Genomic DNA, 13,125 nt, shown 5'->3' with positions numbered 1-13,125 from the left:
GTTGAATTTTTTTACCGCTTATATTACTTGCTGTATTTTACAAGCTGCGCGAAAGAATCTGCTTCAAGACTTGCTCCGCCGACGAGCCCGCCGTCAATATCCGGTTGTTTCATAAGCTCCGAAACGTTTTTCGGATTTACGGAACCGCCGTAGAGAATTCTTGTTTTCTGCGCCGCGTCTTTATAAATTTCGGAATAAATTTTTCTTATAAACGCGTGAACTTCCTGCGCCTGATCCGGCGAGGCTGTTTTTCCCGTGCCTATTGCCCATACCGGCTCATAAGCTATAACCGCCGCCGCAGCCTGCTCGGCAGTCAGTTCTTTCAAACCGTCGCGAACCTGCTTTTCTATTACTTTAAAAGTTATATTGTCTTCTCTTTCTTTAAGCGTTTCGCCGACGCAAACAACAGGAATAAGCCCTGCACCGAACGCCGCTTTAGTTTTTTTATTTACGGTTTCATCGGTTTCCCCGAAATACTGTCTTCTTTCGGAATGCCCTATAATGACATAAGCGGAACCGGTATCTTTTACCATCGCCGGAGAAATTTCGCCGGTGAACGCGCCTTTAGGTTCCCAGAAAAGATTTTGCGCGCCTATATTTATGTTAGACCCTTTAACTTCTGCGGCTGCCGCGGACAATGCCGTAAAAACCGGGCAAATTAAAATTTCAACGTCGGTAACATCCGCAACCGAAGACTTAAGCGCTTTAAGCACAGTTACAGCTTCGCCTATGGTTTTGTTCATCTTCCAATTTCCTGCCATTAACGGTTTTCTCATACAAAAATTCTCCTTTAATATTGTGTATTTGTTATTGTGAAATTCTATCAGATTTCAAGCTGTTTTTCAATGAAAAAAGAGCGGGATTTGAAGAGTGAAGTTAATATTACTTAACGCTGTCTTTGTAAGCTTTAAGCGCTTCGGGGAAAACTTCAAGAACTTTTTCTATTACTCCGTGGAAAACAGATATCGCGATGCCGTAATTTGTTATGGGAACGCCGGCTTCTGCGGCTTTATTTAACCGCGCAAGCATGCCTTTTCTGTTTAACGTGCACGCGCCGCAATGTATAATAAGTTTATAATCTTTCAAATTTGAGGGATAATCCTGCCCGTGAACGTATTTTATTTCAATATTTTGCCTTGTAAATTCATTAAGCCATTTTGGAATTTTTACTCTGCCTATATCGTCGGCGGACGCGTGGTGCGTGCAGGCTTCGGAAATTAAAACTTTATCTCCGGTTTTAAGATTGTTAATAACCGCCGCGCCTTTTGCCATTTCAACAATGTCGGATTTATCCGCTGCATAAATAGTTGAGAAGGTTGTAAGTTTAATATCCGTCGGAGTATCGGCGGCAACTTTTTTTACGGCTTGAGAATCCGTTATTGCAAGAACCGGTTTTGTTTTAAGATTATTTAACGCGGTTTTATATTCGCTGTCTTGCACGGTGTAAGCGCAGGCGTTTAAATCTAAAATATGTCTTGTCGTCTGAATTTGCGGCATAATAATTTTGCCTTTTGGAGCGCCCAAATCAATGGGCATAACCAAAACAACCGTATCGTCTTTTTTTACAATATTTCTTAACGACAGATAATTTTCAATAAAATTCTCGGGAAGCGCGTCAACAAGAATTTTTTTTAAAGCGTTGAGAAAATTATCTCTGTTTGAAGTTAACGCGGAAAAAAATAAAATGCCGGTAGCGTATTTTTGTATTTTTTCTATAAATTTATCGTCGGGAGTTTTTAAATCCGTCTTACTTATAACAACTATTACGGGAGTATTTCTTTTTTGCGCTTCTTTAATAATTTCTTCTTCAAAGTTATCAAATCTATCCGCTTCGCACATTAAAATAACTACGTCCGACGAGTCAAAAGCTCTCTGCGTTTTTTCTATTCTTGCGCCGCCAAGCACGGATTTATCGTCAATGCCCGCCGTATCAAAAAGCGTTACCGGACCTAAAGGATTAAGCTCCATATTTTTCCAGACAACGTCGGTAGTAGTGCCGGCAATCTCAGAAACTATAGACGCGCTTTGGTTTGTCATAAAGTTCATAAGCGAAGATTTGCCGACGTTTGTTTTGCCGAATATGCCTATTTGAATTGTTAGAGCTTTCATAAAAACCTTTGCAAATATTCGTGAATGTTTTTTGCTGATTTTTTGCCCATTCCCATGGCTTGGATAACCGTGTCGCCGCCGGCTATATCTCCGCCGGCAAAAACGCCGTTAAGCGAAGTCATAAAATTTTCGTCTATTTCAATGTATCCGTCTTTATCGGTATTTAACCCGTCGGTAAGAGACGCAAGCACGGGGTTGGGGTTAAGCCCTAAAGCCAAAACAACCATATCGCTTTCTATTATAAAATTTGAGTTTTCAATTTTTTTCGGACGTCTTCTTCCGGACGCATCCGGTTCGCCAAGTTCCATTTTAACGCATTCTGCGCCTGCAACGCAGCGATTTTGACCGGCTATAAACTTTACGGGGTTTGTAAGAGTTATAAATTCAACGCCTTCTTCTTTTGCGTGAATTCTTTCTTCAAGCCTTGCCGGCATTTCGTTTTCGGATCTTCTGTAAACAAGCTTAACGCTTTGCGCGCCAAGACGAAGAGCCGTTCTTGCGGAATCCATAGCGGTATTTCCCCCGCCGACAACTACAACGTTTTTGCCTTTATAAACAGGCGTATCATATTTTGGAAATTCATAAGCGCGCATTAAATTTACGCGCACTAAAAATTCGTTAGCGGAATATACGTGATTTAAATTTTCGCCTTCAACTCCCAAAAATATGGGAAGCCCGGCGCCTACGCCTACAAAAACCGCCTTATATCCTTCGTCAAAAAGCCTTTTAACCGTTTTTGTTCTTCCTATTAAAGTATTCAAAACAAACCGAACGCCGAGATTTTTCAGATAATCTATTTCCGAATCTAAAACTTTTTTAGGAAGTCTGAATTCAGGAATTCCGTAACGCAAAACTCCGCCTGTATCATGCAGCGATTCAAACACAGTAACATCATAACCGAGTTTAGCCAAATCTCCCGCGCAAGCAAGCCCCGCAGGGCCGGAACCGACGACGGCAACTTTTAACGGCAATTTAGAATTGAGAGTTGAGAATTGAGAATTTTTCTCTGCCTTCGCGGCTTCGCCGCTGCAATGCGGCAAGCTTTGCAGTTTAAAGTCCGCGGCGTATCTTTCCAAATTTCCTATGGCTATGCTTTCGCCTTTTTTGGCAAGTATGCAATGTTTTTCGCATTGCGTTTCCTGAGGACAAACGCGTCCGCAAACAGCGGGAAGATTATTTTTTTCCTTTAAAATTTCTATGGCTGCCGGGGCATTTCCTTCGGCAAGTTTTTTAATAAACCCGGGAATATTTATTTCTACCGGACAACCTTTAACGCACGACGAATTTGGGCATTGCAAACACCTTTTGGCTTCGGCAACAGATTCTTCCGCCGTGTAGCCGGTATTTACCTGTTTAAAATCTTTATTTCTTATGTCGGGCGCCCTTTCGGGCATTTTTATTCTTGGCGGCATTTGCACTCCGGATGATGTTGTCCGCTTTTTTTAAACTCTTCAAGCGCGGTTTTTTCAGCGTCTTTAAAAAGCGCAAGTCTTGAAATAAGTTCGTTCCAGTTTATAAGATGCCCGTCAAACTCCGGCCCGTCAACGCATACAAACTTTGTTTTACCGCCAACGGTTACCCTGCACGAACCGCACATGCCCGTGCCGTCAACCATTATAGGGTTTAAAGAGACGAGCGTTTTTATATTTTTTTCTTTCGTTATATCCGCAACAGCCTGCATCATGGGCACAGGGCCTATGGCGTAAACCATATCTATTTTTTGCGAATTGAAAACGTTTTTAAGGACGTCCGTTACAATTCCCCTCACACCGCAGCTGCCGTCGTTTGTGGAAACTAAAAATTCGTCGCTTGCGGCTTTTATTTCTTCTTCAAGAATAAGCAAATCTTTACACCTTGCGCCCGTTATGGCTATAACCTTATTTTCAGACTGCTTTAACGCGTTTATAACGGGAAGAACTTCGGCTGCGCCCACTCCGCCTGCTACCGCGGCAACAACGCCGTATTTTTTTATTTCCGTAGGCGTTCCGAAAGGTCCTGCAAAATCTCTTATGCAATCGCCTGCGTTTAGCAGCGCAAGTTTAAAAGTAGTTTTTCCGATGGTTTGAAAAATAATTCGCACAAGCCCTGTCTGCGCGTCTGCGCCGGCGATAGTTAAAGGAACTCTTTCGCCGAACTCGTCTATCCTAAATATCACAAATTGCCCCGCCCTTGCGCTTTCGGCAATTTGAGGAGCATAAATTCTTAAACTTATTAAATTTGGACCGACAACTTCTCTGCTTACGATTTTAAACATTTTTTTATTATACCACAAAAACGACAGTTATTAATTAGCAATGAGTAATTAGTAATTTATGTATTTTGCGAAGCAAAATCTATTATAAGTTGCGCTTTGCGCAACACAACAATTGCTCATTACTAATTGCCGTTATTTCCCGCTTCTTAAATAAATAAAATTTTTTCTTTCGGAATTTATATTTACAACAAATTCTCTTTCTTCAACAATTTCCGCATCGGCATTTCTGAATTTTATTGTTATTTTATTTTCGCCTTCCGGCAAATAGAAGCGCGACATAAGAATATTTGCGGGCAGCGTGTTCCAGCCTCTTTTGTCTGCCGTTTCGGAAAGAGAGTTCGCAACGTTAAAAACTATTTGAGTTAAAGCGCCCCAGCCTTCGGAAGAAGTGCTGTCTTGGACAACCTTTGAAACCGCTTTGCCGGTTACATATTTTACCGCGGCTCTTGCAAGAGTTTTTACGTAAGTTTTTGCTTTTTGATCGTCAAGAACTTTTTTTGCAAGCGCCGACATGTCCTGCGCCATATAAGATTTTTTCACGCGACCGTCATCTGCAACAACATCGGTAACAACTATAAAATTTTTAATTTCGTTCGGAATATCCTGATAAACGGGAAAAGCGACTTTAACGTAATCTTTCGCAAAAGCCGATAACGTAACGGATTTTGCCGTCTGAAATTCTTTAGCTTCCGCTTCGTCGTCAATTTTTGTCTGGCTTACGTAAGGCCATATATCAAAAAACGCAAACTCTATGACGTTGTCTATTTTTTTTGGAATAAAACCGTTGTAATCTATAATTATGCACTCGCCGTAACCTTTAGGCGCATTCTTTTTTACAGCCTGCGGATAAGACGATTTTATTTCTGCGGCCCTGTCGCTAAAACCCAAAGCTAAAGCGGAATTATACGCGTCGTTTATCAAATCTTGCGGCGGCGCTATTTTTACAACGCCGTTTTTATACGCTTTAAGAGCCGCGTAGTATGAAATATGCGCGTCGTTTAAATAACCCGCGTTTTCATAAATAAGACCCATAAAGTATCTTATAAATCCGTCGTCTTTATAAAAATTTTTATAATTTGACTGCGCGCCGAAAGTTTTAAAAAGCGAATCTGTTTGGCGGGCTTCTACCACAGATTCGTTATCTTCGCCGGACAAAACGTAATTTAAAGATTCAAAAACCGATATGTAAACTCTTTCAAAATCTTCCCCGTAATACGGCAAAGCGGTATCGTTAAAAACCATAGACGCAGCGCCGGCGGAAATACTTTTTGTGTAATTTTCTTCAAACTTATTTTTTGCGCTTTCAAAACTTTTGCTGCTTTGGTCAAAATTGCGGGCAAAATGCTGAACTGTTCCGTAGTCAAGATAATAGAGAAGAATATTTTTGTCGCCGTAAACGCTTTTTGATTTATCCACAAGTTTTGCCGCGGCGGCGTAATCTTGCTTATCTATAACTTTTCTTAAATCGGAATAATAAGACGTCATATTGGAAGCGCACCCGCCAAAGATAAACATTATTGAAATAAACAATAACGCTGTAACCGGCGAATGCGCTTTTATGGTTTTAAAAAAACCTTTTAACATTTAGTTTAAGATTTATACGAAGATTTAGATATCACTTTTTTTATTTTTTTCTGACCTACCCATACGGTTTCGTTTGATTCCATATCTATAATTTCAAGCTCAACCTGATAGTATTTAAGTTTATCTTTTCCGTTGGAGTCAAAAATAGAATTTATCTGCCCTTTAAGCATAAAATCCGCGGCGGATTCGTTCTGCTGCTTTTTTGCGTTTTTAGAGTTTACAGCCTGATCGGCTCTTTCGGCTCTAATTTCTTCTCTCTGATCTTTTGAGGCGACAAAAGTTACTTTGCCGTTATTTATAAGGTTTCTTTCAAGATCTTTTATAAAAGTTTCCGTAGAAATATGTTCTTCGGTTTTATTTAATACTGACCCTATAATAACTCTTGGTTTTACGCTTTTATGTTCGGCGGCAAACTGCGCATACCACGGATACGTAAGAGATTCCGTTATCATTTCCTGCGAAACCTGCTGAGAATCCGTATCGTTCCAATTTCCGCTTAAATCAATTACTTCGCCGGAATCTACTCTTGTAACTTTTGTTGAGGAACATGACGCAAGAGACAATGCGACAACACCTGCAAAAACAAACGCGACAGCTTTTTTAAAATTCATTTTCATCTCCTTAATTTAGACTATTTTTTTAAACTTTCTTTTTCCCGCCTGCAAAATGAAAGATTTCCCGGGTTTAATTTCAACGTCCTGCGAAACTTTTTGCGAATCTATTTTAACCCCGCCCTGCTCAATTAAACGCCTGGCTTCGTTTTTGCTTGAAACCATACCGCTATTAACGAGCAAATCCGCAAGTTTTATTGCCAAATTAATTTTAAACTCTTCAATATCGTCGGGAATATCTTTTTTTGCAAAAACTTTTTCAAACTCTTCTTTGGCTTTTTGCGCTTCAACTTTGCCGTGATACCTTTCGGTAATTTCCAAAGCCAAGGCTATTTTTGCTTCTTTAGGATGTAAAGTTTTAATTGTTTTTAAATCCGCCTGCGTTAAAAGTTCGTAATATTTATACATCAGCTCGTCGGAAACCGACATTATTTTTCCAAACATATCTTTTGGCGCGTCGTTTAAAGCTATATAATTATTGTAAGACTTTGACATTTTTTTTACGCCGTCGGTTCCCTCAAGAAGCGGCATTGTGATAACGACCTGCGCTTCCTGTCCGTAATCTCTTTGCATGTCTCTGCCAAGCAATAAATTAAATTTTTGGTCGTTTCCGCCAAGCTCAACGTCCGCTTTTAACGCTACGGAATCGTAAGCCTGAAGCATAGGATACATAAATTCAACTATGCTTATGGGTTTGTCTTCTTTATATCTTTTTTCAAAATCGTCTCTAACAAGCATTTGCGCAACGGTATTTCTTGACGCCAGCCCAAGCAAACCCTTTATGCCCAGCTCGTTTAACCATTTGCTGTTGTAAACAACTTCGGTTTTGCTTTCGTCAAGAATTTTAAAAACCTGCGTGGTGTAAGTTTTAATATTTGCGGCAATTTGTTCGTCGGTCATCATTGGTCTTGTTTCGGAACGCCCCGACGGGTCGCCGATACTTGCCGTAAAATCGCCGATTAAAAAAACAACCTGATGCCCCAAATCTTGAAAAGTTTTAAGCTTATTGATAATAACCGTATGCCCAAGATGCAAATCCGGAGCGGTCGGGTCAACGCCGAGTTTTACTCTCAACTTTTTCCCGCTTGCAAGCTTTTTCTTAAGCTCGTCAACGGATATTATTTCGTTTGTGCCTCGTCTAATTTTATCAAGCGCGTCTGTCATAAATTTCTTAACTCCCGAATATCGTTTATACCGAAAGCGTTCTCAACAATTTAAATTCCGCTTCGTTAAATTTTTTCTCGCGTTTAATTACGCTCTGTATGGGCGCCGACGTAATTTTACCGTTTGTTATGCCGACAAGTCTGTTGTATTTTCCGGCGTGGAAAAGTTTCATCGCTTCAACTCCGAATTTTGAAGCTAAAATTCTCGTTCTTGCGGTAGGTCTTCCGCCGCGCTGAATATATCCTAAATTGCTTACGCGCACTTCAAGCCCCGTAAGTTTTGCAATTTCGTCGGCAAAATCGTCGGAACAGCCGTAACCTTCCGCAAAAGCTATAATTTCGGAAGTTTTTCCTCTTTCTTTTCCTTTGGTAAGTTCTAAGGCAAGTTTTTTCATGTTTGGCTTCATTTCCGGAACAACTATAAACTCGCAGCCTGCGGCAATGCCCACGTCTAAAGTTAAAAAGCCGTGTTCTCTTCCCATAATTTCAACGACAAAAATTCTGTCGTGGCTTGTCGCCGTATCTCTTATTTTGTCTATGGCTTCCACCGCGGTGTTTAACGCCGTGTCGTAACCTATGGTTTCGTCTGTTCCGTAAATATCGTTGTCTATAGATGCGGGAATGTTTACAACTTTTACGCCGAATTTTGTAAGCGCGTTTCCGGCGGCAAGAGAGCCGTCTCCGCCGATTATTATAAGACCGGACAAGTCTAATTCTTTTATTGTCCGCACGGCTCTGTTCATTCCGGCTTTTGTTTTTGTTTCAGGACATCTTCCGGTATGTAAAAACGTGCCGCCGGTATTTATTATTCCGCTGACGCTGCGAAGCGTAAGCGTTGCAAAATCGTCCTCTAAAAGACCTTTAAACCCGCGTCTTATGCCAACCATTTGATATCCGAGAGAAATGCCGTATCTGACAACCGCTCTTACTGCGGCGTTCATTCCGGGAGCGTCTCCGCCGGAAGTTATAATGCCTATTTTTTTTGCCATATCTTTCTCCGATTAATATTTTTTAAATTATATAAGTTTTTGAACCGTTTTGCTATAATAATTTTATGAATAATTTAGAAATTTTAGCTCCGGCGGGCTCTAAAGAAACGTTTATTGCTGCAGTCGCGGCGCAAGCCGACGCAATTTATCTTGGTCTTGAAAATTTCAGCGCCAGAAGCAAAGCGCAAAATTTTACGCGTTCGCAATTTTACGACTGCGTTAATTTTGCCCGTAAAAATAACGTTAAAGTTTACGTTGCCCTCAACACTCTTATAAAACAAAAAGAGCTTTCCGACGCAATAAAACAAATAAATTTTATAGCTTCCTGCGGCGCAGACGCCGTGATAGCGCAAGATTTAGGCGTTGCAAATATTGTTAAGCAATATTTTCCTCAGCTAAAGCTTCACGCAAGCACGCAAGCGGCAATACACAACAGCTACGGCGTTTTAGAAGCGCAAAAAGCGGGATTTAAAAGAATAGTTTTAGCAAGAGAATTATCTTTTCAGGAAATAAAAAGCATATCTTCAAAAACAAACGCAGAGCTTGAGGTTTTTGTTCACGGAGCGCTGTGTTTTAGCGTTTCCGGAGTTTGTTTAATGTCAAGTTTTATCGGCGGCGCAAGCGGAAACCGCGGAATGTGCGCGCAGCCGTGCAGGCGGCGTTATGACATTGGCGCAAAAAGCGGTTTTTACATGTCTCCCAAAGATTTAAATTTGTCCGCGCATATAAGGGAGTTAAAACAATCCGGCGTTTCATCGTTAAAAATTGAAGGAAGAATGAAAAGCCCTCAATACGTTTACAAAACCGTTAAAGCTTATAAAATGCTTGCAAGCGACGACGGCATTCAAACCGCAAACCAAGCCCGCGCGCTTTTGGAACAAGATTTTGCAAGAGCAAAAACAACGTTTAATTTTATAAAGAAATCAGACGACATTTTTGCGCCGCAAACATCCAAACAAATAGGCGCGTATATTGGAAAAATATCATTTCAAAACGGGAAAATACAAGTTAAAACGGATGTTCAAATAAACTCCGGCGACACATTAAAAGCCGCAGATTCTAAAAACGACAAGTATTTCAAAGTAAACATTTTAAACTTAAATAAAACAGGCAACGCTTATGAAATAGAAACAAACTCCGCCGATTTAAAGACAGGAATGGAATTATTTAAAACTCTGGACGGAAAGTTTGAAGAAAAGCTAAAAAAAATAACTTCCGAAGCCATAATAGAAAAACAAAATTTTGAGATTAAAGAAAAAGAAATACCAAAACCAAAACACGCAAAAGCAAAATCCGAAGAAAAATTATTTGTAAAAATTGACGATTTAAACTGGCTTAACATATTACAGCCATCAGGTAATACAAATGCTATTTTTTCACTGGCTAAACAAAACCTCTCTAAAATTGACGCGTTAAAAAACATAAATTATTTTGAACTGCCCGCCTTTATTGACGAAGCGGATTTGCCGCAATTTCAAGCGGCTATTGATAAACTGAAAAACAAAACCTTCTTTCTAAACAACATCGGACATTTCCGGTTTTTTAAAAATAGTCCGGCTGCGGCAAAACTAAATGCCGGAGCGTTTTTATACTCGTTGAATTCTTTTGCGGCAAATTTTTTGTTTAAGCGCAAAATAGAAAATTTTGTTTTCAGTTACGAAGATGATTTTTACAATATTTCAGATTTGGCAAAAGAAAATTTAGCAGACAAAGGAATTTTTTACTTATCGGGGTTTCCACAGCTTGCGGTTTCTAAAATGACGCCTCATAAAGATTTGCGGCAGGAAGAAAATTTTTCATCGCAAAAAGATAATTTTAAAGTTATAAACAAAAACGGGCAGACAATAATTTTACCGCAGTATCCGGTTATGTTGTTTAATAAATTATCAAAACTAAAGAAGTTGGGCATTAGAAAATTTATAATAGATTTATCTTACATAAAACCAAATAAAACCTATTTTGAAACCATGCTCGGCGCATATTCCGGCAAAATTCAGCTTCAAAACGATTTTGAATTTAATTTTGAGAGAAAGTTGAAATAAGCTGCTACAAACAAAAGCCGGCGGAGATTAATCTCTCCGCCGGCTTTTTATTTTTATAAATTCAAATTCAAATATTAGAATTTATAGTTAAGTCCTGCCTGAAGCGTGTTGATTTCAAAGAAGTCAATATCGCTGGCAATCCATGTTCCAACTCCGCCAAATAAAGAAACGTTGTCAGACAAAGCATAGTTAGCGGTAAGGTCTAATTCTCCGTTAGCATCGTCAAATTCAAGAGCTTGAGTATAGTGCAAATAGTCAATGCTCAAACCAAGTTGTTTGTTTAACGCATAGTCAAAACCCACATTAAGAATTTGAACGTTCTTATATCCAATCAAATTTAGGCTATTAAATACTTGGACAAGGTCGTTGGCGCCGATAAGTCCCGGATTATAGTTTCCAAAAGACAGAAAATCTTTATTTTTTTCAAGCAATGAGAAATATGTTAATCTTGCGCCAAAATCATCTGCAGAATAACCCAAGTCAGCTTTGATAATCATTGAGCTGTAGTCTGCAACATCAGTTGAGAAAGCCTTGTAGCCTGCAAAACTTTTTGCAAACTCTACAGCTATAGTCAAGTCATTAATTTTAACGGTAGGCTTTATACCGGCATATACATATTCTCTTGCATCGTGGGTGGGGGCGTTGTTGGCATAATCATTATTTACGTCATAAACGTAAATTTGAGCGTCAACGCCTTCTGCAATGCTGGAAATTTTTACGTCCAAACCGTAAACGCTATGGTCGGCATTGTCAAGCTGTCCGTAAATTGCTTTTGCCGAAATTCCATCTTTCTTATACCCTACAGTTACGGCATCAAGAGATGTAATGGCTTCAATTTGATCACCGTTCAAACGACGAACTCCGAAGTATGCTGAAAAGCTGTCTTCTTCACCGTAAAACTGACGTCCGAACGTTGCGCTTAATCCGTCAATATCAGCAAATTTATTAACAGTTAAATTTGCCTGAACTACTCTAATTGTATTAAGATATCCGTTAAGGTTATCTCCGTCCAATGACTGTGCTCCCCATGTGCTGCCGTATCCCAAAGCCACTGTAGCGCCAATGTTGTCTGCAACGTCAAAAGTCAATCCGAGAACTGAAAAAACGTTAATGTCTCCCTGATTGTTCACGGCAGGAGAAATTATCGCGCCTTTACTTGTATTATTTGCTCCAAAAATCTGACCTTCTCCAAAGAATTTGAAATTCTTAAGAGATAAATTCTGTGCGGATGAAACTGATGCGAAAACAGCCAATACTGCTGCCAATGCTAAAAGTTTTTTCATTTCCTACCCCTTTGTAATTTTAACTTCTCAACGCCAACTTCAAAACAAGCTTCTGTAGTTACAAGTAAAAGCGGTCTCACCTCCTTGCTATGAAGTTACAACAACGCGGATATTATAGCTTTTATACCCCCCCCCGTGTCAATATATTTGTTAAAACGCTTTTATTTTTCAATGATTATTTTCATCGCAATATTTGCAATTTTTTTAAAAATATGATATTTTATGCAAAATTTTTATTTGGAGGTTTCAATGTATAAAGTAGTTTTGATAAGGCACGGCGAAAGCGTTTGGAACAAAGAAAATAGATTTACCGGCTGGGCAGACGTTGATTTGTCCGAAAAAGGCAAAGAAGAAGCCATAAAAGCAGGACAGCAGCTTAAAAAAAACGGTTTTACTTTTGATTTGGCATACACTTCAGTTTTGAAAAGAGCAATAAAAACCCTTTGGACAGTTACCGACGTTATGGACTTGCTCTGGGTGCCGGTTATCCGTAATTGGAAACTCAACGAAAGACATTACGGCGCTCTTCAGGGGCTTAACAAAGCCGAAACTGCGGCAAAATACGGCGAAGATCAGGTAAAAATTTGGAGAAGAAGTTACGATACCCCCCCTATGCCGTTAACAGAAGATGATGAAAGATACCCGGGAAAAGATGCAAGATACGCCGGACTTTCCAAAAGCGAACTTCCTCTTACGGAATGCTTAAAAGATACTGTCGCAAGAGTTGTTCCTTATTGGGAAAAAGAAATAGCCCCGCAAGTTAAAGCCGGAAAAAAAGTTATAATTGCAGCCCACGGCAACAGCTTAAGAGCGCTTGTAAAATATCTTGATAACATAAGCGACAACGACATTGTGAATTTAAACATCCCCACGGCAATGCCGCTTGTTTACGAACTTGACGAAAACCTTAAACCCATTAAAAACTATTACATAGGCGACCCCGAAGCCGTAAAAAAAGCCATGGAAGCAGTTGCCAACCAAGGAAAAGCCAAGTAAAGACAAAGTGAAAAGTGACACGAAGTGTCATCCCGGAATGTCTTAATCCGGGATCCACGGTTGCTAAATATTGGACGTGTTCATTACATTTTTT

The 13,125-nt window shown here is 39.7% G+C and carries 11 protein-coding genes; 2 read left to right on the top strand and 9 right to left on the bottom strand.

The genetic code is table 11. From position 1 onward, the window contains the following. Window positions 1-23: 23 nt before the first annotated feature. The 8 genes from tpiA to Epro_RS01245 form a co-directional block, all read right to left on the bottom strand. Window positions 24-776 carry a triose-phosphate isomerase gene (gene tpiA, locus Epro_RS01280; protein ID WP_052569844.1) on the bottom strand — a complete coding sequence of 251 codons (753 nt, stop codon included), beginning with the start codon at window positions 774-776 and terminating at the stop codon, window positions 24-26. 106 nt (window positions 777-882) lie between these two features. Continuing rightward, window positions 883-2,109, bottom strand: coding sequence for a [FeFe] hydrogenase H-cluster maturation GTPase HydF (hydF, locus tag Epro_RS01275; RefSeq protein ID WP_052569843.1), 1,227 nt, complete (start codon window positions 2,107-2,109; stop codon window positions 883-885). After that, a complete protein-coding gene (gene gltA, locus Epro_RS01270; protein WP_052569841.1) occupies window positions 2,106-3,521 on the bottom strand; it encodes an NADPH-dependent glutamate synthase in 1,416 nt (471 codons plus the stop codon). Before gltA ends, hydF begins: the two co-directional genes overlap by 4 nt. Then, window positions 3,506-4,363, bottom strand: coding sequence for a sulfide/dihydroorotate dehydrogenase-like FAD/NAD-binding protein (locus tag Epro_RS01265; protein ID WP_052569840.1), 858 nt, complete (start codon window positions 4,361-4,363; stop codon window positions 3,506-3,508). Before Epro_RS01265 ends, gltA begins: the two co-directional genes overlap by 16 nt. Before the next feature lie 132 nt (window positions 4,364-4,495). Further along, window positions 4,496-5,947, bottom strand: a complete 1,452-nt coding sequence (locus tag Epro_RS01260) for a COG3014 family protein (RefSeq protein ID WP_052569838.1) — start codon at window positions 5,945-5,947, stop codon at window positions 4,496-4,498. Window positions 5,948-5,952: 5 nt separating this feature from the next. Further along, a complete protein-coding gene (locus tag Epro_RS01255) occupies window positions 5,953-6,558 on the bottom strand; it encodes a penicillin-binding protein activator LpoB (RefSeq protein ID WP_052569837.1) in 606 nt (201 codons plus the stop codon). 15 nt (window positions 6,559-6,573) lie between these two features. Beyond that, window positions 6,574-7,722, bottom strand: coding sequence for a tyrosine--tRNA ligase (gene tyrS / locus Epro_RS01250; protein WP_052569835.1), 1,149 nt, complete (start codon window positions 7,720-7,722; stop codon window positions 6,574-6,576). A gap of 25 nt (window positions 7,723-7,747) precedes the next feature. Continuing rightward, on the bottom strand, window positions 7,748-8,710 hold the full coding sequence (locus Epro_RS01245) for an ATP-dependent 6-phosphofructokinase (protein WP_052569834.1): 963 nt from the start codon (window positions 8,708-8,710) through the stop codon (window positions 7,748-7,750). 65 nt (window positions 8,711-8,775) lie between these two features. On the opposite strand from Epro_RS01245, the gene Epro_RS01240 reads away from it, so the two are divergent. Next, a complete protein-coding gene (locus Epro_RS01240; RefSeq protein WP_052569832.1) occupies window positions 8,776-10,752 on the top strand; it encodes a peptidase U32 family protein in 1,977 nt (658 codons plus the stop codon). A gap of 74 nt (window positions 10,753-10,826) precedes the next feature. Here Epro_RS01240 and Epro_RS01235 read toward each other — a convergent pair whose 3' ends face one another. Next, entirely contained in the window at window positions 10,827-12,035 is a 1,209-nt protein-coding gene (locus tag Epro_RS01235; RefSeq protein ID WP_052569830.1) for a hypothetical protein, read from the bottom strand. 249 nt (window positions 12,036-12,284) lie between these two features. Here Epro_RS01235 and gpmA point away from each other — a divergent pair, with 249 nt between their 5' ends. Next, a complete protein-coding gene (gpmA, locus tag Epro_RS01230; RefSeq protein WP_052569828.1) occupies window positions 12,285-13,031 on the top strand; it encodes a 2,3-diphosphoglycerate-dependent phosphoglycerate mutase in 747 nt (248 codons plus the stop codon). The last annotated feature ends 94 nt before the right edge of the window (window positions 13,032-13,125 follow it).

Origin of the sequence: Endomicrobium proavitum, assembly GCF_001027545.1 — a bacterium.
Lineage (GTDB): Bacteria > Elusimicrobiota > Endomicrobiia > Endomicrobiales > Endomicrobiaceae > Endomicrobium > Endomicrobium proavitum.
The sequence above is the reverse complement of the archived record's forward strand: the minus strand, read 5'-3'. Positions and strand labels throughout refer to the sequence as shown.

Excerpts from the sequence above, each read along its gene's own strand:
- Epro_RS01235 (WP_052569830.1), bottom strand. The coding sequence starts at position 12,035 with ATGAAAAAACTTTTAGCATTGGCAGCAGTATTGGCTGTTTTCGCATCA.
- gltA (WP_052569841.1), bottom strand. The coding sequence starts at position 3,521 with ATGCCGCCAAGAATAAAAATGCCCGAAAGGGCGCCCGACATAAGAAAT.
- Epro_RS01245 (WP_052569834.1), bottom strand. The coding sequence starts at position 8,710 with ATGGCAAAAAAAATAGGCATTATAACTTCCGGCGGAGACGCTCCCGGA.
- Epro_RS01255 (WP_052569837.1), bottom strand. The coding sequence starts at position 6,558 with ATGAATTTTAAAAAAGCTGTCGCGTTTGTTTTTGCAGGTGTTGTCGCA.
- Epro_RS01260 (WP_052569838.1), bottom strand. The coding sequence starts at position 5,947 with ATGTTAAAAGGTTTTTTTAAAACCATAAAAGCGCATTCGCCGGTTACA.
- gpmA (WP_052569828.1), top strand. The coding sequence starts at position 12,285 with ATGTATAAAGTAGTTTTGATAAGGCACGGCGAAAGCGTTTGGAACAAA.
- tyrS (WP_052569835.1), bottom strand. The coding sequence starts at position 7,722 with ATGACAGACGCGCTTGATAAAATTAGACGAGGCACAAACGAAATAATA.
- Epro_RS01240 (WP_052569832.1), top strand. The coding sequence starts at position 8,776 with ATGAATAATTTAGAAATTTTAGCTCCGGCGGGCTCTAAAGAAACGTTT.
- hydF (WP_052569843.1), bottom strand. The coding sequence starts at position 2,109 with ATGAAAGCTCTAACAATTCAAATAGGCATATTCGGCAAAACAAACGTC.
- Epro_RS01265 (WP_052569840.1), bottom strand. The coding sequence starts at position 4,363 with ATGTTTAAAATCGTAAGCAGAGAAGTTGTCGGTCCAAATTTAATAAGT.
- tpiA (WP_052569844.1), bottom strand. The coding sequence starts at position 776 with ATGAGAAAACCGTTAATGGCAGGAAATTGGAAGATGAACAAAACCATA.